A 13,886-nucleotide genomic window follows, 5' to 3' on the forward strand; every position below is an offset into this window, starting at 1 on the left:
GGCGGCTGTCACGATTCGACTGTCAGTGGCGGGTGTCACTCTTGGGGGCATGGCGGAGAACGGCGAGGGCAGGGGCGGGGCGGCTGACGTGGACTGGGACGCCGAGGCGGTGTCCTTCGACGAGGAGCCGGATCACGGGTTGCGGGATCCCGAGGTGCGGGGGGCCTGGGCCGAGCGGCTGCGGGGGTGGCTGCCGGGGAGGGCGTCCGACGTCCTCGATCTCGGCTGCGGCACCGGGAGCCTGTCGCTCCTCGCGGCCGAGCAGGGACACCGGGTGACCGGGGTGGATCTGTCCCCGGCCATGGTGGAGCTGGCCCGCGCGAAGCTCGCCGGGCGTGACGCGGTGTTTCTCGTCGGTGACGCCGGAATGCCCCCGGTGGGGGAGCAGCGGTTCGATGTGGTGCTCGGTCGGCATGTGCTGTGGGCGCTGCCGGATCCCGGGCGGGTGCTGCGGCGGTGGTGGGGGTTGTTGCGGCCGGGTGGGCGGCTGGTGCTGGTGGAGGGGGTGTGGGGGGCGGTCGGGATACCGGCCGAGGTGGTGGCTGGGTTGGTGGAGCCGCTCGGGGGCCGTGTGCGGGTGCAGCGGCTCTCGGCGGAGTCGTTGTTGTGGGGGAAGGACGTGGACGACGAGCGGTATGCGGTGGTGGTGCGGGGCGACTAAGAGCTGGGGAGCCAGTGCGGTGTGTCGGCTGAGGGTGCGTTGTGGCTGGTCGCGCCCCTGGAGAGGTGGGCCAGCGCCTCCAGCTCATCCAGAGCGGCCGTTGCCGCCGACGCCGCCTCCGGGTCCCTGTCCGCCAGGCCGCTCTCCTCGAACTCGTCCTCGTCCAGGCGCAGTACTTCCGTGCCGTCCGCCGAGACCCACAGGTCCAGGTCGAGGTCCTCTACGACCAGCTCGGTGCCGTCCACTGTCGCCGGGCGGGTGATGTCGCAGTACCAGCCCTTCAGGGTGCCGTCCGAGGAGCGGACCTCCTTGACGGCGTACCAGCGGTCCCGCCAGTAGTGCTCGGTGAAGACATCGCCAGGCTCGAAGCGGACGAAGCCGAAGTCGCGGACGCCCTCTCCCGCCCAGGGAGCGCGGACCGTGACGCGGGTGCCGTCGTCGGTGAGCAGCTCGGCCTCGTAACGGATCTTCGTGCGGCCCGCCTTGAGCAGGACGACGTCCACACGTCGCAGGGGGTCAGACGAGTTCGCGCACATGGCGTACCTCCGTGGCGCGGATCTCGTATCCGAACCACCTGTTGATTGCGAGCATGGGCTCGTTGGCGGCATCGTTGCCCGTGAGGGCCTCCGTGCAGCCGGCGGCGCGGGCGCGGTGCAGGGAGGCGTTCTTGGTGAGCTTGGCGAGGCCGCGGCCGCGGAAGGCGCGGGCGGTGCCGGTCATGGCGGTGGTGTAGCGGCCGGCCCCGTCGGTATGGGCCACGCTGAAGGCGGCCGGGTGGCCGTCGACGAGCGCGATCGTGGTCAGGGCATGGTCGAGGAGAGGGTGCTTCCAGTTCTCCTCGATCCACGCCTCGTAGTCCGTGAACTCGGTGCCCACGTCGCTCGGTTCGTCCCCCGCGGTCTCGGCGTCCAGTTCGAAGAACGGGCGCGGGTCGTCCGCGTAGTCGGCGGCGGTGAGCAGTTCGACGCCCGGGGGAAGGGGCTGGAGCGGCGGCAGCGTGCCGTTCGTCAGGTCCAGGCGCAGGAAGTGCGCGGCGCGGCTGGCCCGGTAGCCGTGCCGCTCGGCGAACACGCGGTTCTGCGGCTCGTCCAGGACCCAGGCGAACAGCTTGGTCGCCCCGTGCGCCGCCAGATGCTCCTCGGCGGTGCGCACGAGCAGGGCGCCGACGTCGCGCCGGGTGCGGTCCGGCCGTACATAGATGTTGAGATAGCCCTGACCCGGCTCCGGGCTGTCGTGAGCGAGGCCGAGCTGGGCCGTGCCGATCACCTCGCCGTCCTCCTCGGCCACGAGCGAACGGTAGCGCGCGTCCGGGTGGGTGTGGACGAGGCGGTGCAGCACACCGGCCGGGGTCCACAGCACGAACGGAAGGGCCAGATGGCGGGCGTGGGCGAAGCTCTCGACGTCGGCGGGGTCCTGTGGGCGCAGGTCGCGCACGATCACGGTCATGAAGGCGCACGTTACGGGGGAGGCCTGCCCGGGTGCCTCTCATTTTCCGGCAGGTGCGGGACAATCAGCTCGTGACCTTGAAGATCCACATCGACGACAGCGCACCGCCGTACGAGCAGGTGCGGGCGCAGATCTCCGAGCAGGCGCGGGCGGGGGTGCTGCCGGTGGGATACCGGCTGCCGACCGTGCGCGGGCTCGCCGAGTCGCTCGGGCTCGCCGCGAACACCGTCGCCAAGGCGTATCGGGCGCTGGAGAGCGACGGGGTGATCGAGACGCGGGGGCGCAACGGCACGCTCGTGGCTGCCGCCGGGTCGGCCGCGGAACGGGAGCTGGCGTCGGCCGCGCAGGCGTACGTCGAGCGGGCCCGGCGGCTGGGGCTCACGGAGGACGACGCCCTGGCGGCCGTACGGGATGCGCTGCGGGCGGCTTACGGGGAGGGCTGAGAAAGAGAGGCGAAGGTCTTCGCGTTCCGCACGGCGGCACCGTTCGGGTCGTTGTTGAAGTACACGTACACGTCCTCGTTCCCTGACCAGGTCTCCCGGATCCGCTCGGCCCAGGTCTCCAGGGACCGTCTGCCGTAGTGCGGCCACTGCTGTGCCCGGCCCTCGTGGAAGCGGACGTACCCCCAGTCGGTGGTGCGCCAGAGCGGGGCCACCGGGCGGGCGCGGACGTCGGCCCAGCACAGGGCCGCACCGCGGGACTCCAGGACCTCGCGGGTCTCAGGCGTCCACCAGGATGCGTGGCGTGGTTCCACCGCGACCCGGGCCGACGAGGGGAAACAGGCCAGGCAGGCGTCCAGCAGGTCCGTGTCGGCGCGCAGGGTCGGGGGGAGCTGGAGGAGCACCGGGCCCAACCGCGGGCCCAGGCCCTCCGCATGACTCATCAGGCGGTGCACCGGCTCCTGCGGGTCCTTCAGCCGCTTGATGTGGGTCAGGTACCGGCTCGCCTTCACCGCCACCACGAAGTCTCCCGGCACCCGTTCGCGCCACGCCTCGAAGGTCTCCCGGGTCGGCAGCCGGTAGAACGCGTTGTTGATCTCGACCGTCGGGAAGTGCGCCGCGTACTCCTCCAGCCAGAGCCGCACGGGGACGCCGTCGGGGTAGAGGACGCCTCGCCAGTCCTTGTACTGCCACCCCGACGTGCCGACGAACAAGGTCATACACCCATCAAAGCACTACAGGTACAGCCCCGCGTCCGCCCCGGGCCGCGGCTCCGGCACCGCCGTCGGTGACGTCCCCCGGCGCAGCGCGTACAGCTCCGCCAGAGTCGCCCCCTCGCGGCCCACGCCCTCCTCGGCGCCGAGCCAGCCCACCGCCTCCCGGCGGGTCAGCGGGCCCACCTCGATGCGGGCCAGACAGCGGCCGGGGCGGACGACGGCGGGGTGCAGGCGCTCCAGGTCCTCGTTGGTCGTGACGCCGACCAGGACGTTGCGGCCCTGGCCCAGCAGACCGTCGGTCAGGTTCAGCAGCCGCGAAAGGGCCTGGCCCGCCGTGTGCTTGGCCTCGCCGCGGATCAGCTCGTCGCAGTCCTCCAGGAGCAGCAGCCGCCAGCGGCCCTTGCCCGTCGAGTCGTCCTCGCCGATCGCGATGTCCATCAGGTAGCCGACGTCGCTGAACAGCCGCTCCGGGTCCAGGACGCAGTCCACCTGGCACCAGTCCCGCCAGGAGCGGGCCAGCGTGCGCAGGGCGGAGGTCTTGCCGGTGCCCGGCGGGCCGTGCAGCAGGAGCAGGCGGCCCGCGATGTCCTCCGGGGTCGTCTTCATCAGGCCGTCCATCGCGTCCGCGACCGGCGCCGTGTAGTTCTGACGGACCTCGTCCCAGGTACCCGCGGAGATCTGCCGGGTCGTGCGGTGCGGGCCACGCCGGGGGGAGACGTACCAGAAGCCCATCGTCACGTTCTCCGGCTGGGGTTCGGGCTCGTCCGCCGCGCCGTCGGTGGCCTGGTCGAGGACCTTCTTGGCCAGCTCGGGTTCGGTGGCCGTGACGGTGACGTCGGCGCCGCGGTTCCAGCGGGAGATCAGCAGGGTCCAGCCGTCGCCCTCGGCGAGCGTCGCGCTGCGGTCGTCGTCGCGGGCGACGCGCAGCACCCGCGCGCCCGGCGGCAGGAGCGTGGCCCCGGTGCGGACCCGGTCGATGTTGGCCGCGTGGGAGTACGGCTGCTCGCCCGTCGCGAAGCGGCCGAGGAACAGCGCGTCGACGACGTCGGACGGCGAGTCGCTGTCGTCGACGTTGAGCCGGATCGGCAGCGCGTCGTGTGGGTTCGCAGACATGCCGCCCATGATCCGGCACAGGACCCCCGCACGCACCCGGTTTCTGTGCCGCGCCGGTCGTGTCGCGCCGGTTCCGGGCTTCCGCTCTGTCCCCTACGTCCTGTTACAGAGCTGTGCATCTCCGGCATCTGCCCCCACAGGCGCGTTCGCGGATACCGTTGCCCTCAATGGGACGTCATGAGTGGAATTCGGGGGCACGGCGGTGGCGGCTCACCGCTCTGCTCGGTGTGGGCGCGGCGGCTCTGGCACTGGTCGTGACCCTCCTCAACACGCTTCCGGGCGGCGGCGCGGGCACCGACGGCACCTCGCGCAACGGCGACAAGGTCCACGGCACCCCGACGAGCACACCGGACGCGGACACCCCGGAGGTCGGCTGGGGCTTCACCCACACCCAGTTCAGCGCCGACGAGGGCAGCTCCCAAGCCACCGAGCGGGTGGGACAGCGGATCGGGGACGCGGGCGGACTTCCGCAGAACCAGCACATCATGGGCTGGGGCGCCGACAACCCCGAGCCGGTCAAGGGGCGTTACGACTTCGAGGACCTGGACCGGCGCATCGACTTCATCCGCGCCTCCCACTCCACACCGACCATCACCCTGTGCTGCGCGCCGGACTGGATGAAGGGCGGCGAGGCGGGCGTCGGCAAGACCGACTGGAGCAAGGCCGCGCTGGAGACCGCCCCGGATCCCGCGCACTTCAAGGACTACGCGGCGCTCGCCGCGACCGTCGCCAAGCGGTACCCGGACGTACGCCACTTCATCGTCTGGAACGAGTTCAAGGGCTTCTGGAACGACGCGAAGTCCCGTTGGGACTATGAGGGTTACACCCAGCTCTACAACTTGGTCTACAAGGCGCTCAAGAAGGTCGACCCCAAGATCATGGTGGGCGGGCCGTATCTCGTGATGGACAGCGTCGACCCGCGCTCCGAGGACGCCTCCGCGACCTTCAAGGGGGCCTGGGGCGCGATGGACCAGCGGATCCTCGACGCCTTCGACTACTGGAACAGGAACAAGGCCGGCGCCGACTTCGTGGTCGTGGACGGCTCCAGTTACACCAACGACGACGAGCTGCTGCCGAACGAGTTCGCGGCCACCGACAAGTTCACCGTGGTGAGCCGCTGGGTGCGGCAGCGGACCGGGAACCTGCCGCTGTGGTGGGCCGAGTACTACGTCGAGCCCGCCGACAGCCGGGACGAACGCGAGGGCTGGTCCGAGAACCGCCGGGTCGCGGTGCAGGCCGCCGGAATGATCGCGCTGGCCAGGGGCGGCACCACGTCCGCCCTCTACTGGAACCCGGAGAACGAGAAGGGCACGGCCTGCGCGGGCTGTCTGTGGACGCCGACCAGCGGCAGCGGCGGCGGGCGGAAGCTGCCCATGTTCGACCTCGTCAGCCGCTTCGGCAAGGCATTCCCGCCGGGGACCACGTACAAGACCGTCCCCGTCGCCGCCGACGACATGCCCAACGTCCGGGTCCTCGCCACCGACAGGACGGTCCTGGTGGTCAACACCCTCAACCGGAAGATCAGCGCACAGATCGACGGGAAGCGGTTCGACATGCAGGCGTACGAGGTCAAGTGGCTCAGCCGCTGAGCCACTTGACCTCCGAACGACGTCCGAAGGGCGTCACTTCATCGTCAGGAACCGCTGCACCAGCGCCGCCAGGAACACCGCGAGCAGCGGCAGCGCGAACCAGAAACTGCTCTGCAGCCACCGCAGCTGCCGCACGCCCGGCCGCACCGCGACCCGCACCACCTCACGGGCCGAGAGCAGCAGGATCAACGCCAGCGCGGCCAGCGCCCCCACCACCGACCAGGGTGTCCAGGTCACCTGCGGCCCGATCGGCCCGGGATCGGCCTTCGGGACCTTGCCAGTGGGCTGCTCCCGCAGGGCGTACATGGTCACGTCGTCGTTGGTGAGGACCCGCTTGAGCTCCTTGCGGCTGTCGAGGTTGTCGAGCAGCCGCGGCTCCCAGGTCCTCGAATAGCCCACGTCGAGGCGCAGATACGTGACCTGGCTGATGTTGACCATCAGATACGAGTTCGGGCCCGCGTCCTTCAAGGCCTTGACCAGCCCGGACACCAGCACCGGGTCGGTCGGCGCCAGCGTCGGCACGTAGGACACCTTCTCCATGTCCTTCGCGCCCCACGGCATCGCCGGCGTCACATTGTCGAGGGTGTCGTTGGACAGCCACAGCACCCGGACCGTCGGATCGTCGTGGGCGTAGACGTAGTCCATGGCGGCGATCTCGCCGGGCTGGATCCGCTCGAACGGCTCGTTGCCCCAACGGGCGACCAGGAAGCCGCCGACGAGCAGCAGACCCGCCATCAGCGCGGCCACCGGGGCGAGACTGACCCGGTCCCTCTCCCGCTCCTTCGCGGTGACTCCCGTGCGCGGGAAGAGCGCCAGCGCCGCGAGCAGGCCGGCACCGGGCAGGGCGAACATGAAGACCCGCAGGGCCATTTCGCCGCCGTACGACTGCATGCCGAAGCCGAGGAACGGCACGAAGGTGAGGACGAGCAGCGCGGCCTCCCGGTACCTGTGGTCGCGGCGGCGCCACCAGCCGTAGCAGGCCAGCGCCATGACCCCGCCGGCCAGCAGCACGCGCACGTACAGGACCAGCTTGTGGGTCGAACTGCCGCCCTCGATACGGCCGGAGACCGACGAGGAGACGTTGCCGCCGACCCCGCCGACCCCGCCGAACAGGTCGTCGAAGTGGCCCGACCAGTACGGCTCGGCCATCCAGCCGATCCAGGCGGCCACCATGACGGCGAACAGGATGGGCAGACCGCGCAGTTCGCTGCGGCCGATCACCACGAGCACCGCCAGCACGCCGAGCATCACGAACGGGGTGAGCTGGTGGGCGGGCACGCTCGCCGCGAACAGACCGATCAACACCGCGAGCAGAACGGCCCGTTGGCGGCGGTTCGTCGGTTCGACCTCCGCCTCGCCGGGTCGCCTCTTCGTCCAGATCACGCGCGGGGCGCGGAACCAGACGAGCAGGACCGCCACGAACACCAGGTACAGCAGATAGGTGAAGCCCTGCGGGGAGAAGTAGTCCTGGCCGACCCAGCCGCTGAGCACGAAGATCCAGATGCCGGTCCACTTGGCCCGCCAGCTCGCCCGCAGGTGTCGTACGAGCAGGAACATCGGTACCAGGTAGGCGAGTTGGATCGCCGTCGGCCACCAGCGGATGATCTCGGTGAAGTCCGTGACCCCGCAGGCCTGCGCGACGAACGCGGCCGCCGCGAAGAAGCCCGGCCAGCTCCAGCGGGCGTCCAGGTCGGGCACCGCGGAGCCGGTCCGGTCGATGTAGTCGATGAACCCGAGGTGCTGCCAGGCCGTCGCGAACCGCGGCTCGGCCTCGATCACCGCGGGCAGCGCGTGCAGCGAGAACACCGTCGCCACCAGGGTGACCAGCAGCAACGCCTTGTGCTCGCGGCCCAGCCAGAGCAGCGAGGCGAAGACCACGACCAGCAGGGCCGCGCCGCCCAGTGTGGGCAGCGGCAGGATCGAGATCAGCCCGAGCCCGCCCATCCGGTCCAGGTCCCTCTCGCCCAGGCCCAGCGCCGGTACCCAGTACAGGAGCAGCGCGACGGCCAGCAGGCAGCCCAGGAACACGCCCAGCCAGGTGGGCTGCAGCCGCTCCCGCAAGGAGAGGGGACGCGGCGGCTCAGCGGGCCGCACGGCCTCCTCCGGTACGGCGGGCTCCTGCGGTGTGCCGACCTCCTTGCCCGCGTCGAAGGCCACCTCGAAGGGCGCGTCCACCTCCGTCTCGGACGGGCCCAGTGAGGACTCGGAGCCGGGCTCCCGCTGTTCCACCGGCAGCCCCACGTCGGACGGCTTCTGCAGCGCCCATGTCGGCCGGTCGCGTGTCACGCCGGGCACGGGTGTGCCCGTGGGCGGGGTGCCTGGCCCCGGACGGACGTCGGGACGGCGTTCCTGGTGGTCGAAGTCGACGTGGATGCCCAGCGCGAGGGTGTCCTGGTCGATCGCCCAGCCGGGACGGCGGGTGCGGCCGGCGGCCGGTACCTCGCGCGGCCCGAGGTCGGCGAGGTCGCCGTCGGGAGCCGCGCTCGCGGGCACCTCGGGGGGCGGGGCCAGCCGGATCGTCCGGTACAGCCTGGGCGCGGCGATCGCGACGATCACCGCGAGCGAGGAGATCTCGGCGACGCCCGCTCCGGTCAGCCCCATCCGGGGGAGCAGCAGCAACGTCAGGCCGAGCACCATGGCACACAACAGGCCCTGCAGCCAGGCGAGTCCGGAGGTGCGGCTCTGCGCGCGCAGCACCGCGAAGTACGTCTCCATGACGACCCGGAGCACCGCGCCGACGGCGAACCAGCGCAGCAGCTGGGTGGCCGCGTCCGCGTAGCCCGATCCGAACACCCCGAGGATCCAGGGCGCCCCGAAGAACAGGATCCCGGCCACCGGCAGCATGATCCGCGCCATCCGCTTCAGCGCGGCCCGGGTGTTGGCGGCCAGCCGGCCCGGGTCGTGCGAGCCCTCGACGGTCAGGGAGGCGCCCATGTTGATGGCGAGCAGGTTGCAGGTGCCGCCGATCGTCGTGGTGATGTAGAAGTACGCGTTGTCCTGGGAGCTGACCTGGGAGGCCACGATCACCGGGACCAGATAGACCACGGCGAGCGAGAACAGCGAACCGGTGTAGTCGCCCGCGAGGAAACGCCCGATCTCCCTGAGGGAAGGCGGCTTCGCGCGGTCCTCGGTCGCCTTCACATGGCGTGGCGCCAGACGCCGGAACACCATCCAGCCCAACGGCAGCACCGAGACGGCGATCGCCGCGACCCACGACACGAAGACACCGGCCGTCGGGATCGCCACCGCGAACGCGACCAGCAGTCCCAGCTTCACCGCGGAGAACACGGTGTTGCCGACCGGCACCCACAGCGCGCTGCGCAGCCCGGTCAGCACGCCGTCCTGGAGGGTGAGCACGTTCCAGGCGACGACCGCGGCGATGAAGCCGAGGCCGTTCACCGGCCCGTGCAGGAACCGGTACGACGGCCCCCACGCGTCCAGGGTGAGCAGGAAGACGACCGCGGCGACCGCCACGATCACCGAACTGCCCATGTACGTACGGGCGATGAGGCGCCCGGTGGCCCGGCCCGCGACCGGGATGAAGCGGGCCAGCGCTCCGGTCAGGGTCACCGCGGTCAGGCCCGCGAGGAGCTTCATCGCGGCGATCGCGGCGGAGCCCTGGCCCACCGCCGACTCGGAGTAGTAGCGGGCGGCCGCCAGCCAGAAGCCGAGACCCAGCACCGCGGAGATACCGGTGTTGAGCATCAGCGCGTAGGCGTTGCGGAACAGCTGGTTGCCGCCGCCGCCCCTGCCGAGTCCGGGCAGTCGTAGACGGCGCCCCGACTGCTCGGGCGCCTTAGCCGCGGTCGACTCGGGCTCGGTCGTGGTCGTCGTGTCAGACACGGGAACGGGAGACCTTCCGGCGGACCTGTCGTGCTCTTCGGACCAACGCGTACCCCTTGGTGAGGGCACGGTCCCTGGCGAAGTCCCGGGCGATCGCCCGGCCCTGGACGAGCCGCTCGAACTCCTCGGCCGAGGTCGAACGGCGCACGGTCAGCCGCGTCAGCGCGTACGGGCCCTGGCGGCGCCGCGCGAGGCCGTTGTTCACGGCGAGCGCCTGGCCGTAGCCGGACTCGCGCACCGCCTCGCGCACCCGGCGGCTGGAGTAGCCGTACGGGTAGGCGAGCGAGGCCGGCGCGGTGCCGAGTTCGTCGGTGACGATCTCCCTGGAGTGGATCAGCTCGTGGCGCAGCGCGGTGTCGTCGAGCTGGTCGAGCTGCGGGTGCGTGTGGGTGTGGCCGCCGATCTCGACGTCCGCCGCGGCGAGTTCGCGGACCTGGTCCCAGTCCAGCATGGTGTCCAGGCCGCCGCCGGTGTCGTACGCGCCCCGGATCCAGCCCGTGGAGACGAACACGGTGGCCGTGAAGCCGTGCTTGGCGAGCACGGGCAGGGCGTGCCGGTGGACGCCCTCGTAGCCGTCGTCGAAGGTGATCAGGACGGGCCGCTCGGGCAGCGGGCGGCCGTCGCGCCAACGGGCGGCCAGATCAGCCGTCCTCACGGGTGTGAGCCCCAACTCGCCGATCAGTTCCATCTGTTGGGCGAAGGCCTCGGGGGACACCGACAGCACGCGGGTGGCCTCGTTCGGGTCGGTGGCGACCGAGTGGTACATGAGGATCGGTACGGGCGGCTCAGCCATCTCTCTCCCCCTCGATCTCCACGACCCCGAACGTGGCTCCTCCCCGCCGCGCCCGGACGGTGCCCACCAGATAGCCGCCGGCCGCCGTCAGCACCCCGGCGACGATCGCGCCCGCCCGGCCCGCGCCGCCCGGCCGGGCCAGCGCGGCGTCCCGCAGCCCGCGCACCACCCCGGCCGGCAGGACTCGGGTGGCGTACCGGCGCTCCGACTCAAGTCCCTTGTCCGCGCCCACACTTCGGGCCACCAGCGCCTTGGACAGGCCCTCCGCGTACGCGCGGGTGCGGAAGTACCCGAAGTGCTCGCGCGCCTGGGGCACCCGGTGGTGGATCACCGCCCGGTCGTCGATCAGCAGGACCGCGTCCGGTCTGGCCCGGCTCAGCCGGATGCACAGCTCGGTCTCCTCGCAGCCCAGCGGGCGCTTGTCGCCGTCCCGTCCGATACCGGTGGCGAAGCCGCCCGCCGCGTCGAAGGCGCTGCGGCGGAAGGAGGCGTTGCCGCCCAGGACGTTGCGCACCCGGACCAGCCCGGCCGGAATGCCCTTGTAGGTGCAGCCGACCACCCAGTCGAACTCCTCCGGGAACCAGGCGGGCCGGCGCCCCGACGCCCAGATCGGCACCGTGCGGCCGCCGACCGCCATCACCCGCGGATCGGCGTATCCCGAGGCGAAGTGCCGCAGCCAGTCCCGCTCGGCGACGGCGTCGTCGTCCAGGAAGGCGATCACCTCGCCGCGCGCGGCGGCGATGCCCGTGTTGCGGCCCGCGGACAGGCCGCGGGGGCCCGCGTTGGCGCACACGCGGACCTCCCGGACTTCCTTGTACTCCTTGGTCAGGCGGTCCAGGAGCGCCGGATTGTGGTCGACGACCAGCAGCGTCTCCAGGGCCGGGTACGACTGCGTCCGCACCGAGGCGACCGCCGCGAGGATGTCCTCCCAGCGGTCCTCGGTGTACACGCAGATCACGACGGAGATGTCGGGATCGCTCAAGACACCTCTCCCCGGCGCGAGTCGAGCAGCGGCGAGTGGTGGGCGCGGCGGCGCAGCGCACGCCGGTTCGACCGCTCCCCGAGGATCACCCTGAGCACCCGGAACCCGTCCCGGACGGCCCGCAGATTGCTCGCGCCGTGGATGCGCAGGTACTCGTAGCTCGGAATCTCCTGCACCTTCAGCCCCGCCTTGACGACCCGGATGTTCATCAGGGTCTCCACCTCGAAGCCCGTGCAGTCGAGGTCGATCTTGTCGAGGCAGTGCCGCCAGAAGGCGTTGTACCCGTAGCAGAGATCCGTGTAGCGGGCGCCGAACTTGCGGTTGACGATGCTGCACAGCGCCCAGTTGCCGAGCTTGCGGACGAAGGTCATGTCGTCGGTACCGCCGCCGTTGGCGAAGCGGGAGCCCTTGGCGAAGTCCGCGCCCGAGACGAGGGCGGAGACGTAGGAGACGATCTCGTTGCCGTCGGCCGAACCGTCGGCGTCGATCATGACGACGATGTCACCGGTGCAGGCCTCGAACCCGGTGATCAGGGCGTCCCCCTTGCCCTTGCCGTGCTGCTTCACGACCTTGACCTCGGGCCACAGCTCGCGGGCCACCGCGACGGTGTCGTCCGTGGAGTTGCCGTCCACCAGAACCACTTCGTGGATCCAGTCGGGCAGGGTCTTGAAGACGTACGGAAGGTTCTCCGCCTCGTTCATGGCGGGTATGACCACACTCACCGGTGGCGCGATGGCCAGGTGGGTGGAGATCGGCCGGTACTGGCTGGCTGTCGGCACATCCTGGCCCGCAGTCGCCGGGCGCAGAACTGAACTCATGAGTCTGGTTCCCTCTCGTCCGGTGGACCGCCCGCCCCTGGGCGGTCCGGTTTGTTGCTCCGGTTCGAAAGGGGGGTTCTCACTCACGGCATGGCGGAAGGAATCTCCGTACACGCCGGGTGAGCTGGCAAAGCTGGCCGACCGCCGTCGTGCTGTGCTTGTTTCGAAGAAACGACAGCCGGTCGCGCGGCACGACTCGGTCACCTGAGCGGTCACCGAGCACGGCACCCCCCTACCGCGCCCCGCGCCCCCGTCGCGGTCCTTGAGCCCTCCCCTAGAGCCGCTCGATGACGGGACGGTGCGGGTGTGATGTATGACGGTATTGACATTTGAACCTGTATGGCAAGACCTGAAACGAGGCCTCACGTTTTTGTTGGTTTGACCGTTACAGTCGCGTCGGAGCGGATCTTTCCCATTTTCTTCAGCAGCCTGTCGGCGGGTTCGAACAGCTCCGGCCGCGCCACCACGGCGTTGCGCAGTGCCCGCACCGGAACCCGGCGGACGCGGTGTCCTACCGCGACCGGGTGCCGACGGGTCACCCACCCCTCCGACACGGTCAGTTCCCGTGTCTTCAGGGAGTCCTTGTACTCCTTCCGCCCCCGGCCCAGGTCGAGGTACGCGACGCCGTCGGCGGCGGCCGCCTCGGCCATCCGCAGATGCAGGATCAGGCCGGGGGAGTACTTCGCGTACTCCGGGTCGTACGCCGGGAACCAGCACGCGAGGACGCGTTCGCCGCGCAGCCCGAAGTGGGCGGCGACCGGCTTTTCGTCGGCGTAGAGCACCGAGAGGATCCCGGCGAACGGCTCGGAGCGGGTGTGGAACAGCTGCTCCACCAGCCGGGCGATCCACTCGTGCGCGAAGCGGTCGCTGCGGCCGGTCCTGCGGTACTGGGCGGACTTCCAGCCCATCAGGGTGCGCAGGGCGGCCGGGTCGCGCTCGTCGTGGACGTAGCGCACCTCGCTCGCGGTGCGGGCCAGTCTGCGTTCCTTGGCGAGGGTGGTACGGGTGAACTTCGGTGAACGCTCCCGCAACCCGGCCAGATACGTCTCGTACCCCTGGTCGACGTCCATGACCGGAGAGGGGAACCTGCCCGAGGCCCCCGCCTCGAACGGCCCCTGGCCCTCCGCCAGATGATCGAACTCCCAGACGGCGAGCCCGCAGGCGCGCAGCAACTCCCGTGCGTCCCAGGTGAATCCGGGCCGGTGCACCAGCCCCTGGGCGTCCGAGATGCCCAGGCCCACGGCCCGGCCGACACCGGCGGCGGTTCTCTGGAAGGCGAAGAACGCGGCGGGCTCGCCCCGCTCCCGTACGACGGCGATCCGCACGCCCCGCCTGCACCGGCCCACCGCGAGCGCGAACTCGGGGGACAGGAAAGGATTCCCGAGACCCGGTGAGCCCTGGAGATGTGCCTTGGACTGCATGGCGGTCCACGCCACCCGGTCGGCCGCGCTCAGCTCACCGGGGCGGTACACGCTGATGTCCACG

The 13,886-nt window shown here is 71.0% G+C and carries 12 protein-coding genes; 3 read left to right on the top strand and 9 right to left on the bottom strand.

The genetic code is table 11. The features are described from left to right. Positions 1-49 precede the first annotated feature (49 nt). On the top strand, positions 50-661 hold the full coding sequence (locus tag ABZT02_RS22295; RefSeq protein ID WP_356019735.1) for a class I SAM-dependent methyltransferase: 612 nt from the start codon (positions 50-52) through the stop codon (positions 659-661). Here ABZT02_RS22295 and ABZT02_RS22300 read toward each other — a convergent pair. Together ABZT02_RS22300 and ABZT02_RS22305 are read right to left on the bottom strand one after the other, a co-directional pair. Beyond that, complete coding sequence (locus ABZT02_RS22300) at positions 658-1,197, bottom strand: DUF402 domain-containing protein (protein ID WP_356019736.1); 540 nt, start codon at positions 1,195-1,197, stop codon at positions 658-660. The genes ABZT02_RS22295 and ABZT02_RS22300 overlap by 4 nt on opposite strands. After that, entirely contained in the window at positions 1,178-2,107 is a 930-nt protein-coding gene (locus tag ABZT02_RS22305; RefSeq protein ID WP_356019737.1) for a GNAT family N-acetyltransferase, read from the bottom strand. The genes ABZT02_RS22300 and ABZT02_RS22305 overlap by 20 nt, the downstream gene beginning before the upstream one ends. A gap of 71 nt (positions 2,108-2,178) precedes the next feature. Between ABZT02_RS22305 and ABZT02_RS22310 the strand changes: the two genes are divergently transcribed. After that, positions 2,179-2,550: a GntR family transcriptional regulator gene (locus tag ABZT02_RS22310; RefSeq protein ID WP_356019738.1), complete on the top strand. Its 372-nt coding sequence runs from the start codon at positions 2,179-2,181 to the stop codon at positions 2,548-2,550. Here the strand turns inward: ABZT02_RS22310 and ABZT02_RS22315 are convergent. Both ABZT02_RS22315 and ABZT02_RS22320 read right to left on the bottom strand, forming a co-directional pair. Then, entirely contained in the window at positions 2,535-3,266 is a 732-nt protein-coding gene (locus ABZT02_RS22315) for a DUF72 domain-containing protein (RefSeq protein WP_356019739.1), read from the bottom strand. The two genes, ABZT02_RS22310 and ABZT02_RS22315, sit on opposite strands and share 16 nt — an antisense overlap. Positions 3,267-3,281: 15 nt before the next feature. Further along, positions 3,282-4,376, bottom strand: a complete 1,095-nt coding sequence (locus ABZT02_RS22320; protein WP_356019741.1) for a DUF5925 domain-containing protein — start codon at positions 4,374-4,376, stop codon at positions 3,282-3,284. A 167-nt stretch (positions 4,377-4,543) separates the two neighbouring features. On the opposite strand from ABZT02_RS22320, the gene ABZT02_RS22325 reads away from it, so the two are divergent. Next, positions 4,544-5,965, top strand: coding sequence for a xylan 1,4-beta-xylosidase (locus ABZT02_RS22325; protein ID WP_356019742.1), 1,422 nt, complete (start codon positions 4,544-4,546; stop codon positions 5,963-5,965). A gap of 33 nt (positions 5,966-5,998) precedes the next feature. Here the strand turns inward: ABZT02_RS22325 and ABZT02_RS22330 are convergent, their stop codons facing one another. The 5 genes from ABZT02_RS22330 to ABZT02_RS22350 form a co-directional block, all read right to left on the bottom strand. Continuing rightward, positions 5,999-9,808 (bottom strand): polysaccharide biosynthesis C-terminal domain-containing protein, encoded by a 3,810-nt coding sequence (locus ABZT02_RS22330; RefSeq protein WP_356019743.1) that lies wholly within the window; start codon positions 9,806-9,808, stop codon positions 5,999-6,001. After that, positions 9,801-10,601 (bottom strand): polysaccharide deacetylase family protein, encoded by an 801-nt coding sequence (locus ABZT02_RS22335; protein WP_356019744.1) that lies wholly within the window; start codon positions 10,599-10,601, stop codon positions 9,801-9,803. Before ABZT02_RS22335 ends, ABZT02_RS22330 begins: the two co-directional genes overlap by 8 nt. Next, positions 10,594-11,583: a glycosyltransferase family 2 protein gene (locus ABZT02_RS22340; protein WP_356019746.1), complete on the bottom strand. Its 990-nt coding sequence runs from the start codon at positions 11,581-11,583 to the stop codon at positions 10,594-10,596. Before ABZT02_RS22340 ends, ABZT02_RS22335 begins: the two co-directional genes overlap by 8 nt. Further along, positions 11,580-12,401 (bottom strand): glycosyltransferase family 2 protein, encoded by an 822-nt coding sequence (locus ABZT02_RS22345; protein ID WP_356019747.1) that lies wholly within the window; start codon positions 12,399-12,401, stop codon positions 11,580-11,582. The genes ABZT02_RS22340 and ABZT02_RS22345 overlap by 4 nt, the downstream gene beginning before the upstream one ends. Positions 12,402-12,763: 362 nt before the next feature. Beyond that, positions 12,764-13,885, bottom strand: a complete 1,122-nt coding sequence (locus tag ABZT02_RS22350) for a GNAT family N-acetyltransferase (RefSeq protein WP_356019748.1) — start codon at positions 13,883-13,885, stop codon at positions 12,764-12,766. Position 13,886: the final 1 nt, after the last annotated feature.

The sequence above is a fragment of the Streptomyces sp. NPDC005402 genome (genome assembly GCF_040606575.1).
GTDB lineage: Bacteria > Actinomycetota > Actinomycetes > Streptomycetales > Streptomycetaceae > Streptomyces.